The organism is Methylophaga frappieri (assembly GCF_000260965.1).
Taxonomy (GTDB): Bacteria; Pseudomonadota; Gammaproteobacteria; order Nitrosococcales; family Methylophagaceae; genus Methylophaga; species Methylophaga frappieri.
Window position 1 is genome coordinate 2,483,666 of record NC_017856.1, and the last position, 25,401, is coordinate 2,509,066.

General features: G+C 48.0%; 20 protein-coding genes and 4 tRNA genes. 15 read left to right on the forward strand and 9 right to left on the reverse strand.

The window, feature by feature from the left end; all coding sequences use genetic code 11:
* Window positions 1-11: 11 nt before the first annotated feature.
* The 5 genes from Q7C_RS11960 to Q7C_RS11980 form a co-directional block, all read right to left on the reverse strand.
* Window positions 12-1,118 (reverse strand): PQQ-dependent sugar dehydrogenase, encoded by a 1,107-nt coding sequence (locus Q7C_RS11960; RefSeq protein ID WP_014705040.1) that lies wholly within the window; start codon window positions 1,116-1,118, stop codon window positions 12-14.
* A 14-nt stretch (window positions 1,119-1,132) separates the two neighbouring features.
* Window positions 1,133-2,764, reverse strand: a complete 1,632-nt coding sequence (locus Q7C_RS11965; protein WP_238532325.1) for a protein adenylyltransferase SelO — start codon at window positions 2,762-2,764, stop codon at window positions 1,133-1,135.
* Between the two features lie 96 nt (window positions 2,765-2,860).
* Window positions 2,861-5,683 (reverse strand): valine--tRNA ligase, encoded by a 2,823-nt coding sequence (locus Q7C_RS11970; RefSeq protein WP_041367187.1) that lies wholly within the window; start codon window positions 5,681-5,683, stop codon window positions 2,861-2,863.
* Between the two features lie 78 nt (window positions 5,684-5,761).
* The gene (locus Q7C_RS11975; RefSeq protein ID WP_014705043.1) at window positions 5,762-6,190 is read right to left on the reverse strand and encodes a DNA polymerase III subunit chi; all 429 of its coding nucleotides are present in this window, start codon (window positions 6,188-6,190) and stop codon (window positions 5,762-5,764) included.
* Window positions 6,191-6,193: 3 nt separating this feature from the next.
* A complete protein-coding gene (locus tag Q7C_RS11980) occupies window positions 6,194-7,681 on the reverse strand; it encodes a leucyl aminopeptidase (RefSeq protein WP_014705044.1) in 1,488 nt (495 codons plus the stop codon).
* Window positions 7,682-7,766: 85 nt separating this feature from the next.
* On the opposite strand from Q7C_RS11980, the gene lptF reads away from it, so the two are divergent.
* Both lptF and lptG read left to right on the forward strand, forming a co-directional pair.
* Window positions 7,767-8,897 carry an LPS export ABC transporter permease LptF gene (gene lptF, locus Q7C_RS11985; protein ID WP_041366727.1) on the forward strand — a complete coding sequence of 377 codons (1,131 nt, stop codon included), beginning with the start codon at window positions 7,767-7,769 and terminating at the stop codon, window positions 8,895-8,897.
* A 1-nt stretch (window position 8,898) separates the two neighbouring features.
* The gene (gene lptG / locus Q7C_RS11990) at window positions 8,899-9,960 is read left to right on the forward strand and encodes an LPS export ABC transporter permease LptG (protein WP_014705046.1); all 1,062 of its coding nucleotides are present in this window, start codon (window positions 8,899-8,901) and stop codon (window positions 9,958-9,960) included.
* Window positions 9,961-10,074: 114 nt separating this feature from the next.
* Here the strand turns inward: lptG and Q7C_RS11995 are convergent.
* Together Q7C_RS11995 and Q7C_RS12000 are read right to left on the reverse strand one after the other, a co-directional pair.
* Window positions 10,075-10,150: transfer RNA gene (locus Q7C_RS11995), tRNA-Glu, on the reverse strand.
* A gap of 21 nt (window positions 10,151-10,171) precedes the next feature.
* Window positions 10,172-10,247: transfer RNA gene (locus Q7C_RS12000), tRNA-Ala, on the reverse strand.
* 50 nt (window positions 10,248-10,297) lie between these two features.
* Here Q7C_RS12000 and Q7C_RS14015 point away from each other — a divergent pair.
* The 9 genes from Q7C_RS14015 (at window position 10,298) to Q7C_RS12040 (ending at window position 18,568) form a co-directional block, all read left to right on the forward strand.
* Window positions 10,298-10,432, forward strand: coding sequence for a hypothetical protein (locus tag Q7C_RS14015; RefSeq protein ID WP_014705047.1), 135 nt, complete (start codon window positions 10,298-10,300; stop codon window positions 10,430-10,432).
* A gap of 77 nt (window positions 10,433-10,509) precedes the next feature.
* On the forward strand, window positions 10,510-12,774 hold the full coding sequence (locus Q7C_RS12005; protein ID WP_014705048.1) for an LPS-assembly protein LptD: 2,265 nt from the start codon (window positions 10,510-10,512) through the stop codon (window positions 12,772-12,774).
* Between the two features lie 107 nt (window positions 12,775-12,881).
* Window positions 12,882-14,147 carry a peptidylprolyl isomerase gene (locus Q7C_RS12010; RefSeq protein WP_014705049.1) on the forward strand — a complete coding sequence of 422 codons (1,266 nt, stop codon included), beginning with the start codon at window positions 12,882-12,884 and terminating at the stop codon, window positions 14,145-14,147.
* On the forward strand, window positions 14,147-15,142 hold the full coding sequence (gene pdxA, locus Q7C_RS12015; RefSeq protein ID WP_014705050.1) for a 4-hydroxythreonine-4-phosphate dehydrogenase PdxA: 996 nt from the start codon (window positions 14,147-14,149) through the stop codon (window positions 15,140-15,142). The genes Q7C_RS12010 and pdxA overlap by 1 nt, the downstream gene beginning before the upstream one ends.
* A complete protein-coding gene (gene rsmA, locus Q7C_RS12020) occupies window positions 15,139-15,951 on the forward strand; it encodes a 16S rRNA (adenine(1518)-N(6)/adenine(1519)-N(6))-dimethyltransferase RsmA (protein WP_014705051.1) in 813 nt (270 codons plus the stop codon). The genes pdxA and rsmA overlap by 4 nt, the downstream gene beginning before the upstream one ends.
* Before the next feature lie 192 nt (window positions 15,952-16,143).
* Window positions 16,144-16,416, forward strand: coding sequence for an HU family DNA-binding protein (locus Q7C_RS12025; RefSeq protein WP_014705052.1), 273 nt, complete (start codon window positions 16,144-16,146; stop codon window positions 16,414-16,416).
* A gap of 11 nt (window positions 16,417-16,427) precedes the next feature.
* A tRNA-Val gene (locus Q7C_RS12030) sits at window positions 16,428-16,503 on the forward strand.
* Between the two features lie 10 nt (window positions 16,504-16,513).
* Window positions 16,514-16,590 (forward strand) — tRNA-Asp (locus Q7C_RS12035).
* 79 nt (window positions 16,591-16,669) lie between these two features.
* Window positions 16,670-18,568, forward strand: a complete 1,899-nt coding sequence (locus Q7C_RS12040) for a SurA N-terminal domain-containing protein (RefSeq protein ID WP_014705053.1) — start codon at window positions 16,670-16,672, stop codon at window positions 18,566-18,568.
* Window positions 18,569-18,600: 32 nt separating this feature from the next.
* Here Q7C_RS12040 and Q7C_RS12045 read toward each other — a convergent pair whose 3' ends face one another.
* Window positions 18,601-19,818, reverse strand: coding sequence for a dicarboxylate/amino acid:cation symporter (locus Q7C_RS12045; RefSeq protein WP_014705054.1), 1,218 nt, complete (start codon window positions 19,816-19,818; stop codon window positions 18,601-18,603).
* Window positions 19,819-19,898: 80 nt separating this feature from the next.
* Window positions 19,899-20,687, reverse strand: a complete 789-nt coding sequence (locus Q7C_RS12050; RefSeq protein WP_014705055.1) for an enoyl-ACP reductase FabI — start codon at window positions 20,685-20,687, stop codon at window positions 19,899-19,901.
* A 178-nt stretch (window positions 20,688-20,865) separates the two neighbouring features.
* Between Q7C_RS12050 and Q7C_RS12055 the strand changes: the two genes are divergently transcribed.
* From Q7C_RS12055 to leuD, 4 genes are all read left to right on the forward strand, one after another.
* A complete protein-coding gene (locus Q7C_RS12055) occupies window positions 20,866-22,953 on the forward strand; it encodes an ABC transporter substrate-binding protein (protein ID WP_151194768.1) in 2,088 nt (695 codons plus the stop codon).
* Window positions 22,954-23,034: 81 nt separating this feature from the next.
* Window positions 23,035-23,808 carry a flagellar motor protein PomA gene (gene pomA, locus Q7C_RS12060; RefSeq protein WP_014705057.1) on the forward strand — a complete coding sequence of 258 codons (774 nt, stop codon included), beginning with the start codon at window positions 23,035-23,037 and terminating at the stop codon, window positions 23,806-23,808.
* 14 nt (window positions 23,809-23,822) lie between these two features.
* On the forward strand, window positions 23,823-24,716 hold the full coding sequence (locus tag Q7C_RS12065; protein WP_014705058.1) for a flagellar motor protein MotB: 894 nt from the start codon (window positions 23,823-23,825) through the stop codon (window positions 24,714-24,716).
* Between the two features lie 33 nt (window positions 24,717-24,749).
* Window positions 24,750-25,397, forward strand: a complete 648-nt coding sequence (leuD, locus tag Q7C_RS12070) for a 3-isopropylmalate dehydratase small subunit (protein WP_014705059.1) — start codon at window positions 24,750-24,752, stop codon at window positions 25,395-25,397.
* Window positions 25,398-25,401 lie beyond the last annotated feature (4 nt).

The following is a 25,401-nucleotide window of genomic DNA, read 5'->3' on the forward strand; positions in this document are numbered from 1 at the left end:
CCAGTCAATGCTTAGTTTTTTGGCTTGACTTGCCAGATTTCGCCCGCATCAGTAGCAAGATAGAGATAGCCATTGCCGGCTTCGATAACATTGCGAATGCGCGCCTTTTTGTCTTCAAAATAGCGATATTCTTCGACCGGATTCTGACCATCAAGCTCAATATGATTCAAATGTTGTAGTGCCATTGCGCCCGTTAGTAAATCGCCTTGCAGTGATGGAAATGCTGTGCCCTGATATTGGATGAGACCACTGGGGGCAATCGAAGGAATGTAAACTTTTTTCGCATTGACCATGCCCGCAACTTCTGGCTCGCCAACGGCAACCGGTCCCCAATATTCTTTGCCCTGCGATGCTTCAGGCCAACCATAGTTTTGTCCGGGCTTTATGAGATTAATTTCATCGCCGCCCCGGGGACCATGTTCAATTTCCCATAAGGAATTGGTTTTTCGGTTATAGAATAAGCCTTGTGGATTACGATGCCCGTAACTCCAAATCTCGGGACGCACGTTTTCCTGTCCGACAAATGGATTATCTTTCGGAACACTACCGTCAAGGTTGAGTCTTAAGACTTTGCCATTATGCCGCGATAAATCCTGTGCCTGGTCACGTTCACCCCGATCGCCGATGCCAAAAAAGACATGTCCTTGCGCATCAAAAACGATACGACTGCCATAATGCTGGCCTTTGCCGGTACGCGAATCGGTAACCAGCAAATCCTGCCACCCGGTCAGTTTATTTTGTGTCAGTTTGGCTCTAGCGAGGGTGGTCGCACCTTGTCCGTCAATCGCTTTGCTGTAGGTAAAGTAAATCCAGCCAGAGTCAGTATAATCCGGCGCCACCGCAACGTCTAAAAAGCCAGCCTGGCCGGTTATGATGATATCGTCTGGCGTCTGTTTGATGGCGGTTTTTTCGCCAGTGCGAATATCAACACGATGCAGCGCGCCGCTTTTGCTAGTTACCAGCAAATGGTGTGTATCAATAAAAGCCATTCCCCATGGTGTACCCAGTCCAGTGACAATCGGGTCGACAACAATCTTATCCATATCCAGTGGCGCAGCCTGAACTGTGCCAGCGAATAAACCGAGTCCGAGGACTACAGTCGGTGACATGATTTTCATGATTAACTCCTGATTTAGGAACTGCAAGACAACATTGAGCATCCGGGTTTATGGCGTGCCCACTCAGGTCGCTTATTGGCGTACTCTTGATAGGCTGGTTGCTCATCGTAGGGGTGTCGCAAGACGTTCAGGAGTGTTTTAATCTCACTGAAGTCCCCTTTTTCTGCACGTTCGATGGCCTGTTGTGCCAAGTAGTTTCGCAATACATATTTGGGGTTGATCAGATTCATGGCTTTTTTACGCTCAGCATCAGACGTACCTTCTTCACGAACGCGAAGTTGATATTGACGCAACCATGCAACGATTTCTGTTTTGTCATTCTGACTCACGCTCTTCGGCGCATACCAAGCCACCTCAATTATCGATAACAGTTCTGCATCAGTGATGGTGTCCGACTCGCAAGGCAACTCGGCAAGTTGCCGGTAAAACAAGGTCATATCGGTTTCGGTCAGCAACAAAATATGTTGAAGACGTTGATTTAACGCTTTATCTGAGGCCTCGTGATACTGTTTTAACCCCAATTTGTCAGCACGCATTTGTTGCCATTTTTGAGTGTAATCGTCAACAAAATCGTTAAGAATTTGCCGTAAGGGTTCCGACTCGTTGATTAGCGGGTAAAGCGCGTTCCCAAGCTGCAGCAGGTTCCACTGCATAATCTGAGCTTGGTGACCAAACCGGTAGCGTTTGAGGTCGGCATCGGTGGTATTTGGTGTCCAGTCAGGGTCGTAATCATCAATCCAGCCATATGGACCGTAATCAATGGTCAGTCCTAAAATTGAGGTGTTATCCGTATTTAACACGCCATGAACGAAACCAACACGCATCCAGTCGACAACCAGCTTGGCTGAGCGTTCACAGACTTCCCTAAACCAGCGCAGGTAAGTTTCGTGGTTCGGTTCACCAAGGTGCGGAAAGTGATGACAAATCGTAAAATCTACCAGTTTTTTTAGATTTTCGACGTCTTGGCGAGCACTAAAAATTTCGTAACTGCCAATTCTAAGAAACGAGGGAGCTACGCGGCAAACCACCGCACCAGGTTCTGATTTAGGGCGGCCGTCGTAAAACATATCCCGCATCACTTGTTCGCCCGTTCCAATCAGGCTAAGTGCTCGCGTTGTTGGGATACCGAGGTGGAACATGGCTTCACTACATAAAAACTCACGAACCGAAGAGCGCAACACCGCTAACCCATCGGCACTTCGGGAATAGGGTGTTTCACCGGCCCCCTTGAGTTGTAGTGTTTGCAAAATGCCATGTTGATCGGGCACTTCGCCTAAATTAATTGCTCGGCCATCCCCCAATTGACCTGCCCAGTTTCCAAACTGATGGCCACCGTAGCATTGCGCATGAGGTTGCATGCCGGCAAGTTGTTCATTGCCAGCGAAGACTTGAGTAAACCATTCGTCTTCACAATCATCAGCACTTAATCCAATATCTGTCGCCATCTCTGGCGAGTAGGCGATCAGATAAGGTGCTCGGACTTGGGTGGGATTAACAAACGAATAACATGCCCCCAAAACTTGTCGGCGCACGTTTTCCATATCGGGATCAGCAGGCAGCTCTCTAACAAAACGATTATTGAATTGCAGATTCAATCGGGTTTCGCTGTCGGCAGGATTTAGCATGGTGTCAGTCAAATTAGTCATCGCCATCATTACAACAAATCGATGCCGGCTATAACACCGGCAACTTATGTGGTTATCGACTACACGTCAGTGCGATGGTTCATTCAAAGTGTATTATCAATTCAATGCGTTTCGTTGTTGAGTCAGTTGTGAGAGCGCCTGCTCTAACTCGGCCAGCTTGTCACGTTCTTTGGCGACGACGTCTGCCGGCGCTTTGGCAACATAATTTTCATTTGCTAATTTGCCGCTGGACTGTTGAATAATTTTCGTCATTTTAACGATTTCTTTATCCAGACGGGCAATCTCGGCCTCTTTATCAATCAGGCCTTCCAGCGGGATCAGGATTTCCATTTTTCCAACCAGTGCGGTGGCGGCAGCTGGTGCATCGCCCTGTAGCAGTTCGATAGATTCCAGGTTAGCAAGACGGCTGAGGAAGTTACGGTTGTTGTCCAGTTTTGCCTGATCGTCTGAATGTGCGTCTTTCAATAACACCGTCAACGCTTTTTTCGGTGCAATATTCATTTGCGAGCGAATCGAGCGAATGCCGGTAATAAAGTTCATCACCCATTCCATCTCCGCCACAGCCGCTGTGTCGACCTTGCTTTCATCAGCAATCGGATACGCCTGAGACATAATGGTATCGCCAGATTTACCGGCGAGTGGGGCAATGGTTTGCCAGATTTCTTCAGTGATAAATGGCATAAAAGGGTGGGTCATGCGCAAGGTGGCTTCTAATACGCGTACCAAGGTACGGCGGGTGCCACGTTTGGCGGCTTCTGAGGCTGTATCTGAGGTCAGAACCGGTTTAGACAGTTCTAAGTACCAGTCACAGTAGTTATTCCAGATAAACTCGTAAATGCCTTGTGCCGCGTGGTCAAAGCGGTAGCTGTCGATCGCTTTGGTGACTTCCTGCTCGGTGGTCTGCAACTGGGAAATAATCCAGCGATCCGCCAGGCTCAGCTCCACATCATCATTGTCGATACCGGTGTCCTGACCTTCGGTATTCATCAACACATAACGCGCGGCATTCCATAACTTATTACAGAAGTTACGGTAACCGGCAATACGGTTCATATCGAAGTTGATATCGCGACCAGTAGAGGCCAGAGAGGCAAAGGTGAAACGCAGTGCATCCGTACCATGTGGTTCAATGCCATCCGGGAATTCTTTACGGGTGGCTTTTTCAATTTTTGCAGCCAGTTGCGGCTGCATCATGCCTGAGGTGCGTTTCTGTACCAAAGTCTCCAGATCGATACCGTCAATGATGTCGATAGGGTCGAGCACGTTACCTTTGGATTTCGACATCTTATGGCCGTGCGAATCACGCACCAGACCGTGGATATACACTTCTTTGAATGGCACTTCACCGAGGAAGTGAATGCCCATCATCATCATTCTGGCAACCCAGAAGAAGATGATGTCAAAACCGGTGACCAGCACATTGCCCGGATACCAGGTCTTCACAGCCTCATCTTCTTTTGGCCAACCTAAGGTTGAGAATGGCCACAGGGCAGAGGAGAACCAGGTATCGAGAACGTCATCATCCTGCGTCAGTTGTACATTGGCAGTCAGATTATTTTCGGCGCGAACAGCATCTTCATCATGACCGACGTAAACATTACCTTGCTCGTCATACCAGGCCGGGATACGGTGCCCCCACCACAGTTGACGCGAAATGCACCAGTCCTGAATGTCACGCATCCAGCTGTAGTACATGTTTTCGTAGGTCTTCGGTACGAACTGGACCTTGCCAGTTTCAACCGCTTCAATCGCGGGTTTCGCCAGCGTTTTGGCATCAACGTACCATTGATCGGTCAGCATGGGTTCAATGACCACGCCGCCACGATCGCCATAAGGTACAGTCAGGTCGTGATCTTTAATTTCTTCCAGCAGACCTGCAGCGTCAAAGTCAGCAACAATCGCTTTACGCGCTGCAAAGCGTTCCAGACCACGGTAGGCTTCTGGAACACTGGCTTCAACCTCAGTGTTGGTGCTGCCATCGGTATTGAAGACCTGTGGAATATCACGCACATCGGCATTCAAGGTGAAGATATTGATCATCGGCAGGCCACAACGCTTACCGACTTCGTAGTCGTTAAAGTCATGGGCTGGGGTGACTTTAACGGCACCGGTGCCTTTTTCCATATCCGCATGATCATCACCGACGATAGGAATACGGCGGTTCACCAGAGGCAGGATAATATCTTTACCAATCAGATCTTTGTAGCGTGGGTCTTCAGGATTAACCGCAACGCCAGTGTCACCGAGCATGGTTTCCGGACGCGTGGTGGCAACGACGATGTAGTCATTGCCTTCACTAGTTTTGAGGCCATCGGCCAGTGGGTAGCGAAGGTGCCACATATGGCCTTTCTGTTCGCGGTTCTCCACTTCCAGGTCAGAAATAGCGGTATGCAGTTTCGGATCCCAGTTAACCAGACGCTTGCCGCGGTAGATCAAGCCTTCTTTATAGAGTTTGACGAACACATGTTTGACAGCTTCTGACAGATCCTCATCCATGGTGAAGCGGTTACGCGACCAGTCCAGCGAGGAACCGAGACGGCGCAGCTGACGGGTGATATTGCCGCCGGATTCTTCTTTCCATTCCCAGATGCGTTTGGTGAAATCGACACGACCCATCTCATGGCGGGTTTTGCCTTCCGCGTTGACCTGACGTTCGACGACCATCTGTGTCGCGATACCGGCATGGTCGGTACCCGGCTGCCACAAGGTGTTATCACCTTTCATACGGTGGTAACGGGTGAGGGTGTCCATGATGGTGTTATTGAAGCCATGGCCCATATGCAGACTGCCGGTCACATTCGGTGGTGGCAGCATAATGCAGTAGGGTGAGCCTTCGCCGGATGGCTTGAATTCACCATTTTGTTCCCACTTCTGATACCAGCGTTGTTCGATCGCGTCAGGGCTGTATGTTTTTTCCATGGTGTTGTTATTGGCTGAGTCGTGAAATAAGCAGGGCATTATACCTGCTTAAGCGCTGGCGGGGCAGGCCAGAAAGGCTTATTGATTATAGGTTTCTATTGGATAGCCACGTTCTTGATAAAATTTGTAGCGTAACCGGCCATGTTGTTTGACCGACGGATCCGCATCAATAATTTCAGCTAACTTTTCAAATTGACTGAAAAATAACGGTTGTTTGGGATTGAGGTTTATCAAGACGTCCATTAACTGCGGTGGCGGCGAGTCGAGATGGCTGATAAAGACTTGTTGAACAGGCGGTATTTCAGATGCCTCAAGCACCTGATGTGGGACAAAGCTATCAGCACGAAAGTCCCATAGGAGCTGGTCAATAACGGTTGATTGTGCTGCATTCTCGGTATGAATTAGTACCTTTTTACCTTTTTTCCAGAGTTGCTCAGCAAGTCGGCAGGCAAATGCCGGCCGACTTTCTGCGCTTTCTTTTAAAATGTAAAAAAGAATTTCCGTCATGAATCAGTCTGCAATCTGATTCAGTAGATATTGCATGAGTAATGGAACAGGTCTACCGGTTGCGCCTTTATCCTTACCACTGTTCCATGCGGTACCAGCAATATCCAAATGTGCCCAGGTGAATTTTTTGGTAAAGCGTGACAGGAAGCACGCCGCAGTGACGCTGCCCGCCTCTTTGCCACCAATGTTGGCAATGTCGGCAAAATTACTGTCTAACTGTTTTTGGTAGTCATCCCATAAGGGTAATTGCCAGACTCGGTCGTGGCTTTCCAGGCCTGCTGCAATCAACGTATCGGCAAAGTTCTGATCATTACTCATCAGGCCTGTGGCATTGCTGCCTAGCGCCACAATGATGGCACCAGTCAGCGTGGCGATATCGATGACAGTCGCGGGGTCAAACCGTTCACTATAAGTTAGCGCATCACAGAGAATGAGGCGGCCTTCGGCATCGGTGTTAAGAATCTCAATGGTTTGTCCTGACATGCTGGTGACAACATCACCCGGTTTATTCGCATCGCCATCAGGCAAGTTTTCGGAGCTTGGCACAACACCGATGACGTTGATGGGTAGCTGTAATTCTGCCACGGCTTGCAGTGTGCCAATAACACTGGCGGCGCCGCACATGTCGTATTTCATTTCATCCATGCCCGGCGCAGGTTTTAAGGAAATACCACCTGCATCGAATGTCAGGCCCTTACCAACCAGCACATAAGGTTTGCTATTGCCACCGCCACCATAATTCAGGGTGATCAACTTGGCGGGTTGACGGCTGCCTCGGGAAACAGAGAGTAAGGAACCCATACCCAACTCAGCCATATCGGCTTCTTCGAGCACGTCGACGACCAGGTTGTTGTATTTTTCACCTAAGTCTAATGCTTGGTTGGCCAGGTAAGTTGGTGTGCAGACATTACCGGGCAAATTCCCCAACTCGCGGGCGAGATTCATGCCATGGCCAATTGCCGCGCCAGTTTGACAGGCGGATTCTAGTGTTGATGCCTCACTGTCAGTGCTCGGGAAACCCAAATTTTCAAGCGGTTTTTCTACCGGTTTGAATTGGCTTTTGGTTTGATGGTAGTGGTATTGGCTGGTTTCCGTGTTGATGACGGCTTGACGGACTTTCCAATCAGTTTGACGATTGCTGACCGGGATCTCGGCTAAACAACTCACAGCATGTTGGACTGCACTCGTATTTAACCATCTCGCAACGGCGTTGGTCACCGTATTGTAATCATTTTCAGTGGTTTTATTCTGTTCACCAGCGCCCGCTAACAGCACGCGTGGACTTTGCATACCCGTCAAATCTTGTAACAGTAATAGCTGGCCCGGTTTGCCGGTGATATCGCCCCGCTGATAATACTGACTCAACTTATCTTGGCTTGCTTTATTCAACGCTTCTGCTGACGAACTTAACTGACCATTTTGATAGACGGCTACGACAATGCAGTCCGTCTGCAGAGCAGTGAGTTCATCACGAGTAACAAAATATTGCATGCATTTCTCCTGTGGCTGTAGATGGTTTAGACTGCGCTTTTGCCAGCCGCCTTGTGATAACTATTCTAACCAAGACCTGCCGATAATGCCCACGCTTAGAAAATTATTTTCTCAACAGTTCGGTTTAATAGACCGTTATATGCTGCGCGAGTTTAGTCTTAACCTGCTGGCTGTGGTTGGTGTGTTATGGCTGATATATGTTGCCACCCGATTTGCCCGTTATCTTGCTGATGCGGCGGTTGGTAATTTACCCGCGGAAGTCATTTTTAATTTGCTTTGGTTGAACTCAATGGGCGCCTTATCGGTGCTGTTACCGATAGCCGTATTTCTTTCCGTGTTGCTGGGGCTGGGCAGAATGAGTGCGGACAATGAACTGACAGTGATCGCGGCTTGTGGCATCGCGGGGAATCGCATTCGGCGCAATGTACTTATCTTTACCGGAATCATGGGAATTGTGATTGCGTTGTTATCACTGTGGATCGTGCCTGATGTTCTGGCGGGACGCTATCAGCTTGAGCAGCGAGCCAAGGTGACAGCCGATACGACGGGGCTGGTTGCGGGGAGTTTCAAAGAGAGTCAGGCGGGGGACTGGACGTTCTATTCTCAAGGCCTGAGCGCGGATAGAACACACATGGAAAATGTGTTTATCGAAATTCAACGTGAACCCAAACCATTAATTTTTCGCGCGGCCCGTGGCCACTTTGATGTCGAGCCTTCAAGCGGTGATAAATACTTAGTTTTGGAAGAAGGTTACCGGTATGAGGGCAAAGCTGGCGATCTAGATTTTACTATTGCCGAGTATGCCACCCATAGTTTGTTGGTTGAGCAAGGTGGTCAGCAGCAATATCGTGAAAAAGTAAAAGCAACGGCAACCGCGGTTTTATGGCAGCGCGGTAACCTTGAAGATTTGGCAGAAGTACAATGGCGAATCAGTAGCGCGCTGATGACGGTAATTTTGGGGCTGCTGGCCATGACACTGGCGCACGCCGGGCCAAGACAAGGTCGGTATGCTGGCTTATTCCCTGCAATTTTAATTTATATCGTATACAGCAATCTACTGGGCGTCAGCCGTGCCTGGGTTGAAAAAGGTGATTTAGTCCCTTGGTTAGGACAAATTTGGGTGCATCTCATTATGTTGGGTCTTTGGTGGTTGTTGGTGAATCGCTATCAACTTCGGCATTACCTGAGCATACAACGTCAAGCACAGGGTCAATGAGATGATTCTGCACCGCTACATTGCTAAAACCATTTTAAGCAGTACTTTTCTGGTGCTGTTAGTGCTGTTGGCCTTATACAGTTTTATTGACTTTATCACTGAATTGGATGATCTCGGTGAGGGCAACTACGGCTTGTCGAAGATTTTCATGTACATACTGCTGACCATGCCTGAACGTATCTATGCGCTGATTCCGGTTGCCGCCTTGTTGGGCAGTGTACTGGGCCTGGGTACGCTGGCAACTCAAAGTGAACTCACCGCAATGCGAGCAGCGGGCATCTCAGTCGGGTTTATTAACCGTGCTGTCATGCTAGTCGCACTGATTTTATTAATGGCAGCTTTGTTTGTTGGAGAAGTGTTAAGGCCTGTTGCTGAGCAACAAGCATTATCCATACAAAATGCGGCGAAAACAGGCACTGAAGGCCACCAATCGGAATACGGCTTCTGGACACGAGATGGTAATCACTTTAATCATATTGAACGTATTGGCGAAGATGGTCAGTTTGAAGGCATCAAAATTTACGAATTTGATGATAATAACCAACTGCGCGTTGTTACCCGTGCTGCCAGTGGCCGCTATGTGAATGAGCGCTGGGTGTTAAATAACGTTGTGCAAAGTTATCTGGACACGGATGGGGTTGAAGTCCGATCGGTTGCTCATGCCCGTTGGCACTCACAGCTTAATCCGGGGATGTTGAATGTGGTCATTGTGCCACCTGCATTTTTGCCGGTTTGGGATTTGCTTGAATATATTCACTATTTGCAGCGTAATCATCAATCCGTTAACCAGTACCAGCTGGCATTCTGGAGTAAACTGATGATGCCGCTCAGTGCTGTTGTCATGGTCTTTTTGGCGATTCCTTTTATTTTTGGACCATTACGCAGCTCACCCGTTGGCACCCGAATTTTAGCGGGAACCCTGACCGGGATTGGCTTTCATTTATTCAATCAAAGCTTTCAACATTTAGGTCTGGTATTTGGCATTCTGCCATGGCTGGCCGCGTCTCTGCCGACACTGATGTTCGCGATTATTGGTTTTGTGATGATGCGTCGTGTGAATTAATTCGCAATCAGGGCAACAAAGCAGTGTTTTTGCTATTCAGTAAATCAACAGCTTACAGGTAAAATTCAGGCATAAAAAAAGCACTTGCGATTAGGCGAAGTGCTTTTTTATATATGGCGTCCCCAAGGGGATTCGAACCCCTGTTACCGCCGTGAAAGGGCGGTGTCCTAGGCCTCTAGACGATGGGGACCTAAAACGTTTCTTTCGGTTTTGGTGGAGCTAGGCGGGATCGAACCGCCGACCTCTTGCATGCCATGCAAGCGCTCTCCCAGCTGAGCTATAGCCCCCGAAAGGAAGCGCATATCTTAGGGACTACCGTACGCAGTGTCAACAAAATATGACAAAAAAAATTCTGATGGCTGTGGTGGTCGACGGTGATGACAAATATGTTGTTTTGATGGTTTTCATTAAGTTGTTGATGTGTCGTATGAATTCTTTATTAGTTGCTTGGGTATTTGATGAAAAGGCGTGATTATGCGATAAATTAGGCCTGAATTTCTGGTTCTAAAAGATGCCGTTTCGGCTTGTATTCGCAGCTCGGGGATGTTCATGCGCAAATTGATATTACTTTCAGCCGGCATTTTTGCCAGTTATAGCCCTCTGGCCGCCGCTTTTGACCGTAATATCCTGCCTGCCCGTTGTGATGTCCTAGATGCCGATATGTTTATGCCACAATCGCTAATCGCACCGGCAGAGAGTGAGGTTAATGTGGATGCCGATGATGCCCAGTTTGTTGAACAAGGGACGTCGGTTTTTACCGGTAATGTCGAAGTAAGTCGCGGTAATCAGCAGCTGAATGCCAATCGTGCTACTTATAATCATTTATACCAAGAAGTGACAGCGCAAGGTGACGTCACACTTCGAGATAGCGAAATCAAGGTGAGTGCTGACCAGGCTGAATGGTCATTACAAGAAGATCAGGGCGCTATGATCGATGCTGATTATTTACTGCGTCAACAAAATGCTCGGGGTGAAGCCAGCCATGTTTTCCGGCAAGGAGTGCGCCGTACTTTATTAAAAAATGCCAGTTACACCACCTGTACTGAAGAGGATGAATTCTGGGTTCTGGAAGCCGATAACGTTGATTTGGATCATGATGAGGCTGTCGGCCGTGCCCGGGATGTTGTTCTTCGCATGGGTGGCTTGCCGGTATTTTATACACCGTATATTAGTTTTCCTTTGAATGACGAACGTAAATCAGGCTTTTTAGTCCCTTCAATTGGGAATAGTGACGAAACCGGTTTTGATGTCAGTACACCGTATTATTGGAATATTGCACCAAACCAGGATGCAACTCTGACACCACGCTATATGTCCGATAGGGGCATGATGCTTAATGCGGAATATCGTTATTTAACCAGCAATAATCAGGGGCTTTTTGATGTTGGCTATTTAGGAAGTGATAATTTACGTCGTGATGGTGAAGTAACGAATCCCTATTATCAGGAAGATAGAAAACATTTTACCTGGCAACAGCAGGGTCGATTCAGTGATCGCTGGTCAAATTACATTGATTACAACTACACGTCCGATAGAAATTATCTTGAAGATTTTAGTGGCAATCTCAGTCTCAGCAGTACGACCCATCTGCGCCGTTTAGCTCAGGTAAATTATCATGGTGATATTTGGCGCTTTGCCGCCCGCGCACAAGGCTATCAGACCTTGTTTTTGGATGTGGAAGAGCCTTATCAGATGTTGCCACAACTGACGCTTCGCGGTTTTTTACCTGATCAGGCATTAGGCTTGACCTATGAGCTTGATACCGAATTCACCGCTTTTGATAGTGATGATCGGGTGACTGGGCAGCGCTTTGACTTTGAACCCGCTATCAGCTTGCCATGGGGTAACGCTGGGGCGTTTATGACACCGCGAGTTGCGGTAAAACAAAGTTATTACAATTTAGATAATGTGGATCGCCAGCCAGCTTACCAAGAAGAAAATATTAGTCGTACGGTGCCTATTGTCAGTCTGGATAGTGGCCTGGTTTTTGAGCGACCGTTAACTTTCGCAAATAAAGGCTATATTCAAACCTTAGAACCGCGTGCTTTCTATTTATATATTCCTGAACGCAATCAAGACGATATTCCGTTGTTTGATACGACGATGCGAACGTTCACGATGGGCAGTTTGTTTAGTCACGATCGCTTTACTGGTCCCGATCGCGTGGGGGATGCCAATCAATTGTCGTTGGCGTTGACTAGCCGAATTATTGATGCAACGACGGGTCGTCAGAAATTTGCTTTGACCTTGGGACAAATCCAATATTTTTCTGATCGCGATGTTGGCTTGCAGACGAATCAACGACGTGATGACCGCAGCGATTCGGATTACATCGCTGAAGTCATTGCAGAGATCACCAAAAATTGGACTGCCTCCGGGCAAATTCAGTGGAATCCAGATGCTGATGAAACGACGTTGTCTTCGGTGCAACTGCGTTACCGTGGCGATAATGGCGCGATATTTAATATCGGCCATCGTTATCGGAGAGAGGGCGAACTGGATACGGCCTACAGTAATATAATCGGTCTTGAGCAGGTTGATATTTCAGCCAGCCTGCCAATCAATGATACCTGGAGTGTCATTGGTCGTTACTATCGCTCACTGGATGATCAGCGAACCTTGGAAACCTTGGCTGGCGTTCAATACAACAGTTGTTGTTGGGCGACCCGTTTTGTATTCCGTGACTATATCAACGACATTAATAGTGATGATCGCAATACGGCATTTTTTATTGAAATACAGCTTAAAGGGCTAGGTAGCTTTGGTAACAGCACTGACTCATTGCTGCAGGAAAGCATAATCGGCTACGAATAATCGTAACTTTCGGTATCATAGCTAAATCTCAAACAGCAGGCGATGCAGACATGCAATTTATCGAGTCTGTGGCATCAGCCATCTGAAAACGAGGAAATAGATTTTTCATGATTAAGTATCTAATTGCTGGGTTGTTGCTAACCGGGTCGGTTTTGGCAGCACCACTGGACAGAATTGTCGCCGTCGTCAACGATGATGTTGTCCTGGAAAGCGAGCTACAGGAAGCAATTCAAACGGTTCGACAGCAGATCCGCCAACGCGATGGCGCAATGCCGCCACCAGAAATTCTTCGACGTCAGGTCTTGGAAAGAGTGATCATGCAGCAGGTTCAGCTACAGCGTGCTGAACAGAATGGTATTCGCGTTTCGGATGATGCGCTGAATGCCGCGCTGATGCAGATCGCGCAGAATAATAATTTGTCCTTGCGCGAGTTTCGCGATGTGCTGGAATCGGATGGTTTCGATTTTGCTGATTTTCGTGACAGCATTCGAGAGGAAATGATCGTATCCCGGTTACGTAAAGCGCAGGTTGAAGACGGTATTGTGGTGTCAGACCGTGAAATTGAAAACTTTTTGGCGACGCAGTCTTTGCAAGGTAATACCGAAGCGTCTTTCCGGCTACAGCATATTTTAATCAGTTTGCCGGAGCCGGCATCACCCGAACAGGTGCAGGCCGCTGAGGTGCGACTGGAATCAGTGCAGACCTTGTTGGCTGATGGTGCTGAATTTTCTGAAGTAGCGGCGGGTTATTCTGATGGGCAAAATGCGCTTGAAGGTGGCGAATTAGGCTGGCGTAAGCAAGGCGAATTACCGTCACTGTTTGCAGCCGTGGTACCGACTCTGGCTGAAGGTGAAATCAGTCAGGTCTTGCGCAGTGGCAGCGGTTTTCACTTGGTTCGTGTTGCCGAGAAAAAGTCTGAAGAAACGCATCTTGTCCGGCAAACCTTGGCGAGTCATATTCTGATTAAAACCTCAGAACTGGTTACTGATGAAGAAGCGCAGCAACGCTTACAGCAACTACGTGAGCGAATTGTCAATGGGGATGACTTTGCTGAATTGGCACGGGCGCACTCAGATGATACCGGCTCAGCGATTGATGGTGGCAGCTTGGGTTGGACGAGCCCTGGAGTCATGGTGCCGGAATTTGAAGAAGAAATGGATGTTTTGTCGCCTGGTGAATTAAGTGGTGTCTTTCAAAGCCGGTTTGGCTGGCACTTGATTAAAGTGTTTGATCGGCGTGAACAAAATATGGCTGAAGAATTCAATCGAAATCAGGCGCGTGAACAACTGCGTCAGCGCAAAATTGAAGAAGAACTGGAAAGCTGGTTACGTGCGCTGCGTGACGAAGCTTACGTTGAATACCGCGAATCTTAATGACTGTTCAACGACTGGCGATCACCGCTGGTGAGCCGGCCGGTATTGGCCCGGATCTTGTCGCGATGCTGGCAGCATCTGAACATGCTAATGAGCTCGTAGTTCTGGCTGATCCTGACTTGGTTGCGCAGCGTGCGGCACAATTAGATCTGGATGTGCAAATCGTGGCAGTTGACTTGTCAATGCCAGCCACGCCTTCACGTGCCGGTATGATAAAGGTTTTACCGATTCCACTGGCGGCACCGGTGGTGGCCGGACAACTGGATAGGCGTAATGCAGGCTATGTCTTGACCATGCTGCAACAAGCTGCGTCAGGCTGCTTGCGTGGGGATTTTTCGGCAGTGGTGACGGCACCAGTGCATAAAGGCATTATTAACGATGCGGGCCATGCTTTTAGTGGTCATACCGAGTTTTTTGCCGAGGCAGCAGCGGTTTCAAAAGTGGTCATGATGCTGGCCACGCCGTCATTACGTGTTGCTCTGGCAACAACACATCTGCCTTTAGCCGCTGTTAGTCAGGCCATTACTTATTCTGAACTGTGTCAGGTAATTGAGATTATTCACCAAGCGATGGTCAGCCAGTTTGGTTACTCGTCACCGCGTATTGCCGTATGTGGATTAAATCCACATGCCGGTGAGAATGGGCATCTGGGGCAAGAGGAAATACAGGTTATTACCCCAGCTATTGAGCAAGCGCAGCGGAGAGGCATCGCAGCGTCTGGACCCTGGCCGGCAGATACGATATTCGTTCAGTCTCGCTTGTCACACTATGATGTGGTCCTGGCGATGTTTCATGACCAAGGGTTGCCAGTACTTAAACATCAGGGCTTTGGAGATGCTGTGAATATTACGCTCGGCTTACCTTTTATTCGAACCTCTGTTGATCATGGCACGGCTTTGGATTTAGCCGCAACGGGTAAGGCAGAAGTGTCCAGCCTTCGCGCTGCGGTCAACCTGGCAAGCGAACTTGCTGACAAACAAGACAATCAGCAATGAAACCAGCTTACCCGAAAGCCAGGAAACGGTTCGGCCAAAACTTTCTCCAGGATGCAGGCATTATTGACGCTATTATTAGCGCTATTGCACCTGAGGCAAGTCAGCATTTGGTTGAGATAGGGCCAGGCAGAGGCGCATTGACGGGACCGTTACTCGCATCAGGTGCCCGTCTTGACGTCATTGAGTTAGATCGGGATTTATTGCCGTTGCTGACAGCGCAATATGAGCAGGAAAGCCAGTTTCGAATCCATCAGGCTGATGCGCTCAAAGTCGATTTTCGGCAATTGCAGCAGAATGATGAAAAACTGCGCGTTATTGGCAACCTGCCATACAATATTTCAACGCCGATTTTATTTCATTTACTGCAGCATGCCGATATTATCGAAGACATGTGTTTTATGCTGCAAAAGGAAGTTGTGGAGCGCATTTGTGCAACACCGAGCAGTAAGCAGTACGGTAGATTGTCGGTTATGATTCAGTGTCAGTGCGAAACAGCACAACTCTTGTCTGTGCCGCCGGAAGCGTTTGAGCCCGTGCCTAAAGTGCACTCTGCTATTGTTTATTTAAGACCGGCATCACACTTTAATTTAGATAACAAGGCACTTGGCGCGTTAAACAAATTGGTCACGCAAGCATTCAGTCAGCGTCGAAAAACAATCGCTAACACACTGAAAAATATAGTTTCCCAAGCTGTGTTTGAGGCGGCAGGTATTGAGCCATCGCAACGTCCGGAAACGATTTCCGTATCACAGTATGTTCATTTGCAGAAAATCTTGGCGGAGCAGGAGAAAAGCACACTGACCCCATAAATGGGATGTCCTTTTGGAATGAAGGCAACCTGAATCAAGGTTGTCGGTTTTAAATTCACCATTTCTGCCAGCTAAGCTGTCTTGACACACTGATTTTGCTGTAGTTAGATACTCACAACCAATACGGCCCGAGGATTAGCGGCTATTGGGACTCGAGGATAAAACGATAGAAACGACATGAGGAATTAAGCTGTGAATAAATCTGAATTAATCGATGCAGTTGCTGCAGCTGCGGATATCTCCAAGGCAAAAGCTGCTCAAGCTGTTGATGGTATGACAGGCGCCGTCACAAAGGCATTGAGCAAAGGCGATCAAGTTACTCTGGTTGGTTTTGGTACTTTCTCTGTGCGCGAGCGTGCTGCGCGTACTGGCCGTAATCCCCGCACCGGTGAAGAAATCAAAATTGCCGCTGCTAAAATTCCTGCATTTAAGGCTGGCAAAGCACTTAAGGATGCTGTAAACTAGTCGTTTTTCTTGGGTGCTTAGCTCAGCTGGGAGAGCATCGCCCTTACAAGGCGAGGGTCGGGGGTTCGAACCCCTCAGCACCCACCAGAGATAAACAGGAGCGGTAGTTCAGCTGGTTAGAATGCTGGCCTGTCACGCCGGAGGTCGCGGGTTCGAGTCCCGTCCGCTCCGCCAATACGAGAAAAGGCGCATTCGATGCGCCTTTTTTTTTGCCTCATTTTCAACATCGACGTTAATACGAAGGTTCGCTCATATGTTGCATTACATTCGTGAAAAAGCTCAGGGCTGGGTTGCTTGGCTAATTGTAGGTCTGATTAGTATTCCGTTTGCGCTGTGGGGGCTGGACTCCTATCTGACAGGAGAGTCCAGTGTGACTGTGGCGACAGTCAATGGTGAAGACATCAGTCAATCAGATTTACAGGCGGCACTTCAACAATATCGGGATCAAATGCGGAGCAGCATGGGCGAGGAGTTTGATCCAGCCATGTTTGAAGGGAGCAGTATGCGCTTTGCAGTAGTGCAGGATCTCATCGATCAGCGCTTACTGGAAAAGGCTTCTGATGAGCTTGGTCAGCGGATAGCGGATAGCGAAATTGCCAATATTGTCCGTCAAACGGAAGTTTTTCAGGTGGATGGGCAATTCAACATGGCGCATTATCAAACCGTATTGGCGAGAGCGGGCTATAGCCCGGCGGCGTATGAAGCGCAACTGAAAAATGATCTGATCGGCCGTCAATTGGTACAGAACTTGGAACGGTCAACAGTTACTTCGACTCATGAAGTCGAACGTCTACTTCGACTCGAGCAACAGCAGCGTGAGATTGCTTTTGGCGTGTTGTCAATCGAAGCCTATCTCGAAGATGTCTCATTACCGGAAAACGCAGCGCGTGACCATTATGATGCGAATCAGGCAGCTTATACGGCGCCAGAACAGATTGCGGTCAATTATTTGCGGTTAACGGGAGATAAGTTGGCTGACAATGTAGAGGTAGATGAAACCCTATTGAAAAGTTTTTATGCCGATAATCGCGAGCAATTTGTTGGTCCTGAGCAACGTCGAGCCAGTCATATTCTGATTGAAGGTGATGACACCAACGCACAAGAAAAAATCGCTGATTTGGCGACACAATTAGCCGATGGTGCTGATTTTGTCGAATTAGCAAAAGCACATTCTCAGGATTCTGGTTCGGCCGAAGACGGCGGAGATCTGGGGTTTTTCAGTAAGGGGGTCATGGACCCTGCTTTTGAAGAGGCCGTGTTTGCACTTGATTTAGGTGAAGTCAGTGAGCCAGTTCAAACTGAATTTGGCTATCATCTGATTAAGCTGACAGAAATTGATGTTCCTGCAGGCGCAGATTTTTCAGAAGCGCGTGATGAAGTCGAAGCGGCTTATCGTCGACAACAGGCGCGTGATCAGTTTTTTGAACAGGTTGAGCAATTAGCCAACCTTACCTACGAAAACCCGGAAAGTCTGGATATCGCAGCCGAAGCTTTAGGGCTTGAAATTCAGACAACCAGCTTGTTCACGCAACAAGGTAAAGGTGAAGATTTGATGGCAGAGCCCGCATTTATCGAGGCTGCCTTTAGTGATGATGTTCTGAATCATGATATGAATAGCACGGTTATTGAGTTGTCCCTCATGGATGCCGTGGTGTTACGCAAGGCGCGCTATCAACCAGCGCAGGTACTGCCTTTTGATTCTGTTGGAACGGCGATAGAACAAAATCTGAAATATCAGGCCGCTGCCGAAGCTGCGGCAGCAGCGGGCCAGGAAAAAATTACCGAATTAGAAGCAGGCGCTGAACCAGAGACGGTATTTGCTGATGGACAGTGGCAGGCTGCCACTTTCTATGGTCGGGATAATCAAGAAATCAGTCAGCAGATTCTCTCGACGGCGTTCTCTATGCCTCGCAGCAGTGACGTCAGTTATGAAGGGTTTACCGCTGAAAACGGGAATTATATTGTAGTTGCGTTAATGGATGTGCGTTCAGGCGATCTTGAAGCTGTCAGCACGGAACAACGCGATGGAATGGAAGCCAGTCTGACGCGCCTGAATACGAATACCGAGACGCAAGCCTTTATTGCAGGTCTCAGAGAAAAAGCCGATATTGAGATTTATGATGAACGGATTTCTCGGGCACCCGAACAGTAACATTACAGCATGTTAAATCTAAAAAAGGCGCTTCAAGCGCCTTTTTTAATGACATGTTTATCCAAGATAGCAGCGCCAACACTATCTCCCCAGACATTGACTGTTGTCCGAAAGCGATCCAAAAACCAGTCGACTGACAGCAGTAGCGCAATGCCGTCCAAGGGCAGACCCACAGCAGATAACACAATAACCATCGTCACCAGTCCTGCTTCAGGAATACCGGCTGCGCCAATGGCGGCTAGTGTGGCAGTGATAAACACAAGGCACTGCTGTGCAAAGCTCAGATCCAGCCCGTAAGCCTGGGCAATGAATAAGACCGCTGCGGCTTCATAAAGAGCGGTGCCATCCATGTTGACGGTACTGCCCAGTGGCAAGACAAACTTGACTGCCTTGTCATCAACATTTTGAGCACGGACGGTTTCCATTGTCAGTGGCAGTGTGGCGGTTGAACTCGCCGTACCAAAGGCGGTAAACAACGCTCGGGACAGACCGGCCAAGTATTGCATACCCCGACCTGTCAGTAACATCAACAGGCCCATCAGAAAAATAAAGTGCAGACCAAGTCCGGTCAGCACCGTTACCACATGCCAGCCCACGGCCTGAATTTCGGCAAAAAAGGCGTCACCGCCACCAGCTTGACCTAACCGGCTGGCAATCAGAGAAAAGATACCAATCGGTGCCAAATACATGACCCAGTTAACCAGGGTCATCATGGCTTCGTTGACGCCATCAAAAAACATAAAGACGTGGCGCCCTCTGTCGCCTAAAGTGCATAATGCCAAACCAAACAATATTGAAAAAACGATCAGTGGTAACAGTTGCATGTCTGCGGCAGCAGCAATCAGATTTGGTGAGATAAGGGACAGTACAATATCGGCGATACCAGTACCTTGTTTTTCAAGAATATGTGCGGGAACTTCAGCATTGTCGAGACTCATGCCAGCACCTGGCTGGATCAGGTTAACCACAACAAGACCAATCATAACGGCCACAGAAGTCGTGGTGAAATAATAAACCAGCGTCATGCTGCCAAGCCGACCCAGCCGTCGAAGATCGCCCATGGTACCGATACCACTGATAACCGCAGCGATGATAAGCGGGATGATCAACATTTTCAGGGCATTGAGAAAAAATTGACCTACCCAACTGATTTTTTGGCTGATGTCAGGCAGGAACCAGCCAGTAAGAATGCCAGCCAAGGCGCCGATGATAATTCCCAGTAGCAGTAGATAGGCATGCCTGGTCTTCATAAGTGCTGCTCCTTAGCCAAAAACGAAACGGGGCAAGAAAACCTGCCCCGTTGTAAATAACAAATTATACGAAAACAGGTTTATTTGTCGCCGATACCAACAATGTTGTAGCCAGCATCAACATAGGTGATTTCACCGGTAATACCTGATGCGAGATCCGAGCACAAAAAGGCGGCGACATTACCAACTTCATCAATTGTGACGTTGCGACGTAATGGTGAATTTCGTTCGCCATACGCAAGCATTTTGCCAAAGTCACCAATACCGGCTGCCGCCAGCGTTTTGATTGGGCCAGCCGATACCGCATTGACCCGAATGCCCTCGGGCCCCAAGGAGTAGGCCATGTAACGCACAGTGGCTTCCAATGCGGCTTTGGCAACGCCCATCACATTGTAGTTTTCGATAGCTTTTTCCGCTCCCAGATAGCTGAGCGTCAATAATGAACCTTGGCGACCAGCTAACATTGACTTGCCGGCTTTAGCTAATGCCGCAAAACTATAAGCACTAATATCGTTGGCAGCAGCAAATCCCTCACGGGTAACGCTGTCGACAAAACTGCCCTGTAACTGTTCACGTGGCGCGAAAGCGACTGAGTGCACAATACTATCCAGTCCATCCCAGTGAGATGACAAACTGTCAATAACAGCATTGATTTCGGTATCTGAGCTGACGTCACAGGGGAAAATTAAATTGGCATCAGCACCACATTCTTCGGCAATTTTTTCTACACGGGATTTCAGTTTTTCATTTTGATAGGTAAAAGCAAGCTCGGCGCCTTCTCTGGCCATGGCATGTGCAATGCCGGCTGCAATAGAACGATTGCTGGCAATGCCGACGATAAGCACTTTTTTGCCTTGTAAAAACCCCATGACTTTCTCCTGCAATAATAAAGCGACTTAAAGTACCCGATTTTAGTCTTGTCGTGAAGTGCAAAGGGATCGGATAGGCCGTTATAGTCTTTGTATAAAAACCTGCGTAAAGTAATTGCCCATGTATCCAAAATTCCTGTTTCTGATGCTTTTCAGCTGTATGTTGTTGGCTTGTGATATGAGCAGATTGAACTCGCCTTATCCGAAACAAGATAGCGCTGAAGCGGTGTTATATACTGGATTTAATTTACGTCCCAAACATTTAGACCCTGCGCGATCATACAGCGCTAATGAAACGATTATCACCGGGCAAGTGTATGAGCCACCACTCCAATATCATTATTTGAAACGACCCTATCAGTTGCAACCATTGACGGCTGCGACCATGCCGGAACTAACCTGGCTGGACGAACATGGAGCGGAGCTGTCAGCGGATGCTAATCCAGATGAAATTCATTTTAGTCGATATCGGATAACTATTCGTCCCGGCATTGCGTTTCAACCACATCCGGCTTTTGCGCGTGATGAGAATGGCAACCTCAGATACCACCAGCTCTCCGCATCAGCTTTGGAGGAGATTGAACACCTGAATGATTTTGCTTTCACCGGCAGTCGTGAATTGCGCGCGGCGGATTATGTTTATCAGATTAAACGTTTGGCTCATCCAGCGGTGAGTTCACCTATTCTTGGCCTGATGAGCGAGCATATCGTTGGATTACGTACCTTTGCAGAGACGGTTGTGGAGGCGTTTTCGCATAATCCGCAGACTGATTTACGAGATGTGCCGTTAGCCGGGGTCAACGTATTGAATAACTATCAATACGAAATTACGGTTTACGGCCAATATCCACAACTGGAATATTGGTTGGCGATGCCATTTTTTGCACCGATCCCATGGGAAGCAGATCACTTTTATCGTCAGCCTGGTCTGCAGCAGAAAAATATTACCCTGGATTGGTTTCCTGTTGGTACCGGTCCCTATTACCTTGCTGAAAACAATCCAAATCGGCGCATGGTGCTGAAGCGTAATCCTAATTACCATGGTGAGCGATATCCAACTGAAGGCGCACCAGGTGATAAAGCCGCGGGATTACTGGATGATGCCGGCAAACCCATGCCGTTTATCGATAGCGTGGTATTTACCTTGGAAAAGGAGAGCACGCCTTACTGGAATAAATTTTTGCAAGGTTACTATGACTACAGTGCACTGACTTCGGATAGTTTTGAACAATCGGTCAGTTTATCTTCCTCGGGTGATTTTGGACTCAGCGAACAAATGCGTTCCCAAGGGGTTGCCATGGAGTCGGCAGTCAGCGCGTCTACATTTTATATTGGTTTCAATATGCTTGACCCGGTAGTGGGCGGGCTGACAGAAAAAAATCGTCTGCTTCGTCGCGCCTTGGCTATCGCCGTTGATCAGGAAGAAAACATTGCGATTTTTTTAAACGGACAAGGCATTCCGGCGCAAGGACCAATTCCGCCTGGTATTTTTGGCTATCGCGAAGGAGAATCGGGCATCGATCCTTATGTGTACGAATGGGATGGTGAAAAACCGCGTACCCGTTCACTTGATGAGGCCAAAAGCTTATTAGCTGAGGCGGGTTACCCTGACGGTCGAGATGCAAAAACCGGTGCGCCCTTAGTGCTCTATTTTGATGTGCCGGCGCGGGGCCCTGATTCTCGGTCGCAACTTGACTGGGTGCGCAAACAGTTTGCCAAACTCAATGTGCAGCTGATTATTCGCAGCACAGATTACAATCGATTTCAGGAAAAAATGCGTCGCGGTTCTGCGCAAATTTTTCAGTGGGGGTGGAATGCCGATTATCCAGATCCAGAAAATTTTTTATTTCTGCTGTATGGTCCGAATGGCAAAAGTCTGTATGCAGGAGAAAATGCGGCGAACTATCTGAATCCCGATTTTGATGCCTTGTTTGAGAAGATGCGTGCTTTGCCGAATACGCTAGAAAGGCAGAAAATAATTGATGACATGCTGGAAGTGTTACGTCGTGATGCGCCATGGATATGGGGGTATCATCCACGTAAATACACGCTTTATCATCGCTGGAATAAAAATATTAAAACGCATTTAATGGCAAATAACACGATTAAATATCAGCGGCTTGATTTGGCGCTTCGCGAAAAATTACAAACCGATTGGAATACGCCAGTCTGGTGGCCTGTCGGATTAACTGTACTGATTTTAATAGCTGGGCTTGTTCCAGCTTGGCACATTTATCAGCGACGTCGATATCATAAAAAAGCATGATGCTGTTGTGATTGTGTCGGATTTGTGATGCATTGTTTAGAATATACGCTTTTGCCATCATCAGCTTAAGGAGTGAGAGTCTTGGATTTGGCAACGCTGATAGGATTTCTTCTGGCTTGGTCTTTGATAATCGGTACGATTGCGTTTGGCGCAGCCGCCAGTACCTTCATCAATATGCCATCATTCATGATTGTGCTTGGTGGTACTTTCGCTGTCGTCATGATGCGATTTACTCTGAAGCAATTCATCAATTCAATTAAAACCGCGACGCGCGCTTTCTTAAATCGCAGCGTGAAGCCGCAAGATGTCATTGAAGAAGTTGTACAGCTGGCTAGTGTGGCGCGCAAAGAAGGCTTACTAGCTCTGGAGCGTCAAGAGGTTAGCAACCCCGCCTTGGCGCTGGGTGTCAGAATGTTGGTGGATGGACATGATCCGAGTGTTGTTCGTAAAGCGATGATGACCGAAATGAACGGTACGGTCAGCCGACATCAAATTGGCCAGCAATTGTTTCAGCAAATTGGCGATGCCGCGCCGGCAATGGGCATGATTGGGACTTTAGTCGGACTGGTGCAAATGTTGTCAAATATGTCTGATCCAAGAGCAATCGGTCCTGCTATGGCTATTGCACTGCTTACGACGTTATATGGCGCGATGATTGCCAATATGTTTGCTTTACCGATTGCTGACAAGCTGGCTTTACGTAGCAGTGAAGAACTGATGATCAAAAATATCATTATCGAAAGTGTGATGGGCATACAGGAAGGCCAGAATCCGAAAGTGCTGGAAGAATTACTGAAAAATTTCCTGCCCGCATCTGATCGGGAACGTGAAGACTTGGCGGCCGAAGCTGCCTGAATCAGGAATTGCACGTGTCAGAAGCAAATACGCAACGTCATGCTCAGCATCAAAAGCGCGCTTTGCCAGCGTATATTGCGACATTTGCTGACTTAATGTCATTGCTGATGTGTTTTTTTGTTTTGTTGCTGTCGTTTGCAGAGATCGATGCCATGAAATTTAAAATGGTCGTTGATTCCCTTGAAAAGGCCTTTGGCGTTCAACGAGATGTGCCTGCTATAGAAATACCGATGGGCACCAGTATTATTGCGCAAGAGTTTAGTCCGGGAGAGCCGAGACCTACTCCCATCAACGTGGTGCAACAGCAAACGATTGATGATCCGCGTGAGGTCTTGAAAGTCACCATGGATGCCGAAGCGGCTGCCCAGGAAATTGCGCGGCAAACCGCGGAAGAAGCCGAAAAGTTTAAACAAGCATTGCAGGCAGAAATAGCTGATGGGCTGATTGAAGTCGAAAACCAGGAAAATCGAATTGTCATTCGCATCCGTGAAAAAGGGTCGTTTCCCTCTGGTGATGCACAAATTAATACCGACTTTATTCCAATTCTGAAAACCATTCATGATGTGTTATTGGATACTGATGGCTTGATCGCAGTTGCCGGTCACACCGATAATATCCCGATCAACACATCACGTTATCGCTCCAATTGGGAGTTGTCGAGTTCACGTGCTACCTCGGTTGTTCATGAATTATTGACCTATCAACAACTTTCGCCTGACCGACTGATGGTTGAAGGGTATGCCGACACGCGGCCCTTGATGCCGAACGATAGCCCGACAAGCCGGGCACAAAATCGCCGAGTCGAAATCGTGGTTCTGAAATCATTGACGGTTAATGACACAACGCACCCTATCGAGAGTTTGCGTGAGACGTTACCTGCTGAAGGTGGCGTAACGGTAGCGCCTTAAAACGCGACCAATTAGATTCAACTTGAGGAAACTATGCAAAAAATTGCGGTAGAAACCGGGATTGTCATCCCGCTTGATCGACCAAATGTCGATACGGATGCGATTATTCCAAAACAATTTTTGAAGTCAATTAAACGAAGTGGCTTTGGGCCCAACTTATTTGATGAATGGCGGTATCTGGATCACGGCGAGCCCGGACAGGACTGTTCACAACGCCCCGTAAATCCTGACTTTGTCTTGAATCAAAGCCGTTATGCAGGTGGTACCATTCTTCTGGCGCGTGAAAACTTTGGTTGTGGCTCCAGTCGCGAACATGCTGTTTGGGCGCTGGCCGACTTTGGTATCAAAGTCATCCTGGCGCCGAGCTTTGCCGATATTTTCTTTAGTAACAGTAGTAAAAATGGCATTTTAGCTTTACCGCTTGCCGAACAGCATATTGATGATCTGTTTGCTGCTGTGGCGGCAACACCTGGATATCAATTGACGGTTGATTTACCTGAGCAGCATATTTATCTGCCAGACGGTGAAGCAATAGCGTTCGATATTGACAGCTTTAAGAAACATTGCTTGCTGGAAGGGCTCGATGATATTGGCCTGACGCTCCAACACACGGATGCAATCAAATCTTACGAAGCCCGGCGCCAACAGGATGCGCCATGGTTATTTTCTGAAAATCAATAAATTT

Bases quoted from the DNA above. Each gene is read 5' to 3' on its own strand.
- Q7C_RS11960 (WP_014705040.1), bottom strand. From the start codon at position 1,118: ATGAAAATCATGTCACCGACTGTAGTCCTCGGACTCGGTTTATTCGCT.
- Q7C_RS11965 (WP_238532325.1), bottom strand. From the start codon at position 2,764: ATGACTAATTTGACTGACACCATGCTAAATCCTGCCGACAGCGAAACC.
- Q7C_RS11970 (WP_041367187.1), bottom strand. From the start codon at position 5,683: ATGGAAAAAACATACAGCCCTGACGCGATCGAACAACGCTGGTATCAG.
- Q7C_RS11975 (WP_014705043.1), bottom strand. From the start codon at position 6,190: ATGACGGAAATTCTTTTTTACATTTTAAAAGAAAGCGCAGAAAGTCGG.
- Q7C_RS11980 (WP_014705044.1), bottom strand. From the start codon at position 7,681: ATGCAATATTTTGTTACTCGTGATGAACTCACTGCTCTGCAGACGGAC.
- lptF (WP_041366727.1), top strand. From the start codon at position 7,767: ATGCCCACGCTTAGAAAATTATTTTCTCAACAGTTCGGTTTAATAGAC.
- lptG (WP_014705046.1), top strand. From the start codon at position 8,899: ATGATTCTGCACCGCTACATTGCTAAAACCATTTTAAGCAGTACTTTT.
- Q7C_RS14015 (WP_014705047.1), top strand. From the start codon at position 10,298: ATGACAAAAAAAATTCTGATGGCTGTGGTGGTCGACGGTGATGACAAA.
- Q7C_RS12005 (WP_014705048.1), top strand. From the start codon at position 10,510: ATGCGCAAATTGATATTACTTTCAGCCGGCATTTTTGCCAGTTATAGC.
- Q7C_RS12010 (WP_014705049.1), top strand. From the start codon at position 12,882: ATGATTAAGTATCTAATTGCTGGGTTGTTGCTAACCGGGTCGGTTTTG.
- pdxA (WP_014705050.1), top strand. From the start codon at position 14,147: ATGACTGTTCAACGACTGGCGATCACCGCTGGTGAGCCGGCCGGTATT.
- rsmA (WP_014705051.1), top strand. From the start codon at position 15,139: ATGAAACCAGCTTACCCGAAAGCCAGGAAACGGTTCGGCCAAAACTTT.
- Q7C_RS12040 (WP_014705053.1), top strand. From the start codon at position 16,670: ATGTTGCATTACATTCGTGAAAAAGCTCAGGGCTGGGTTGCTTGGCTA.
- Q7C_RS12045 (WP_014705054.1), bottom strand. From the start codon at position 19,818: ATGAAGACCAGGCATGCCTATCTACTGCTACTGGGAATTATCATCGGC.
- Q7C_RS12050 (WP_014705055.1), bottom strand. From the start codon at position 20,687: ATGGGGTTTTTACAAGGCAAAAAAGTGCTTATCGTCGGCATTGCCAGC.
- Q7C_RS12055 (WP_151194768.1), top strand. From the start codon at position 20,866: ATGAGCAGATTGAACTCGCCTTATCCGAAACAAGATAGCGCTGAAGCG.
- leuD (WP_014705059.1), top strand. From the start codon at position 24,750: ATGCAAAAAATTGCGGTAGAAACCGGGATTGTCATCCCGCTTGATCGA.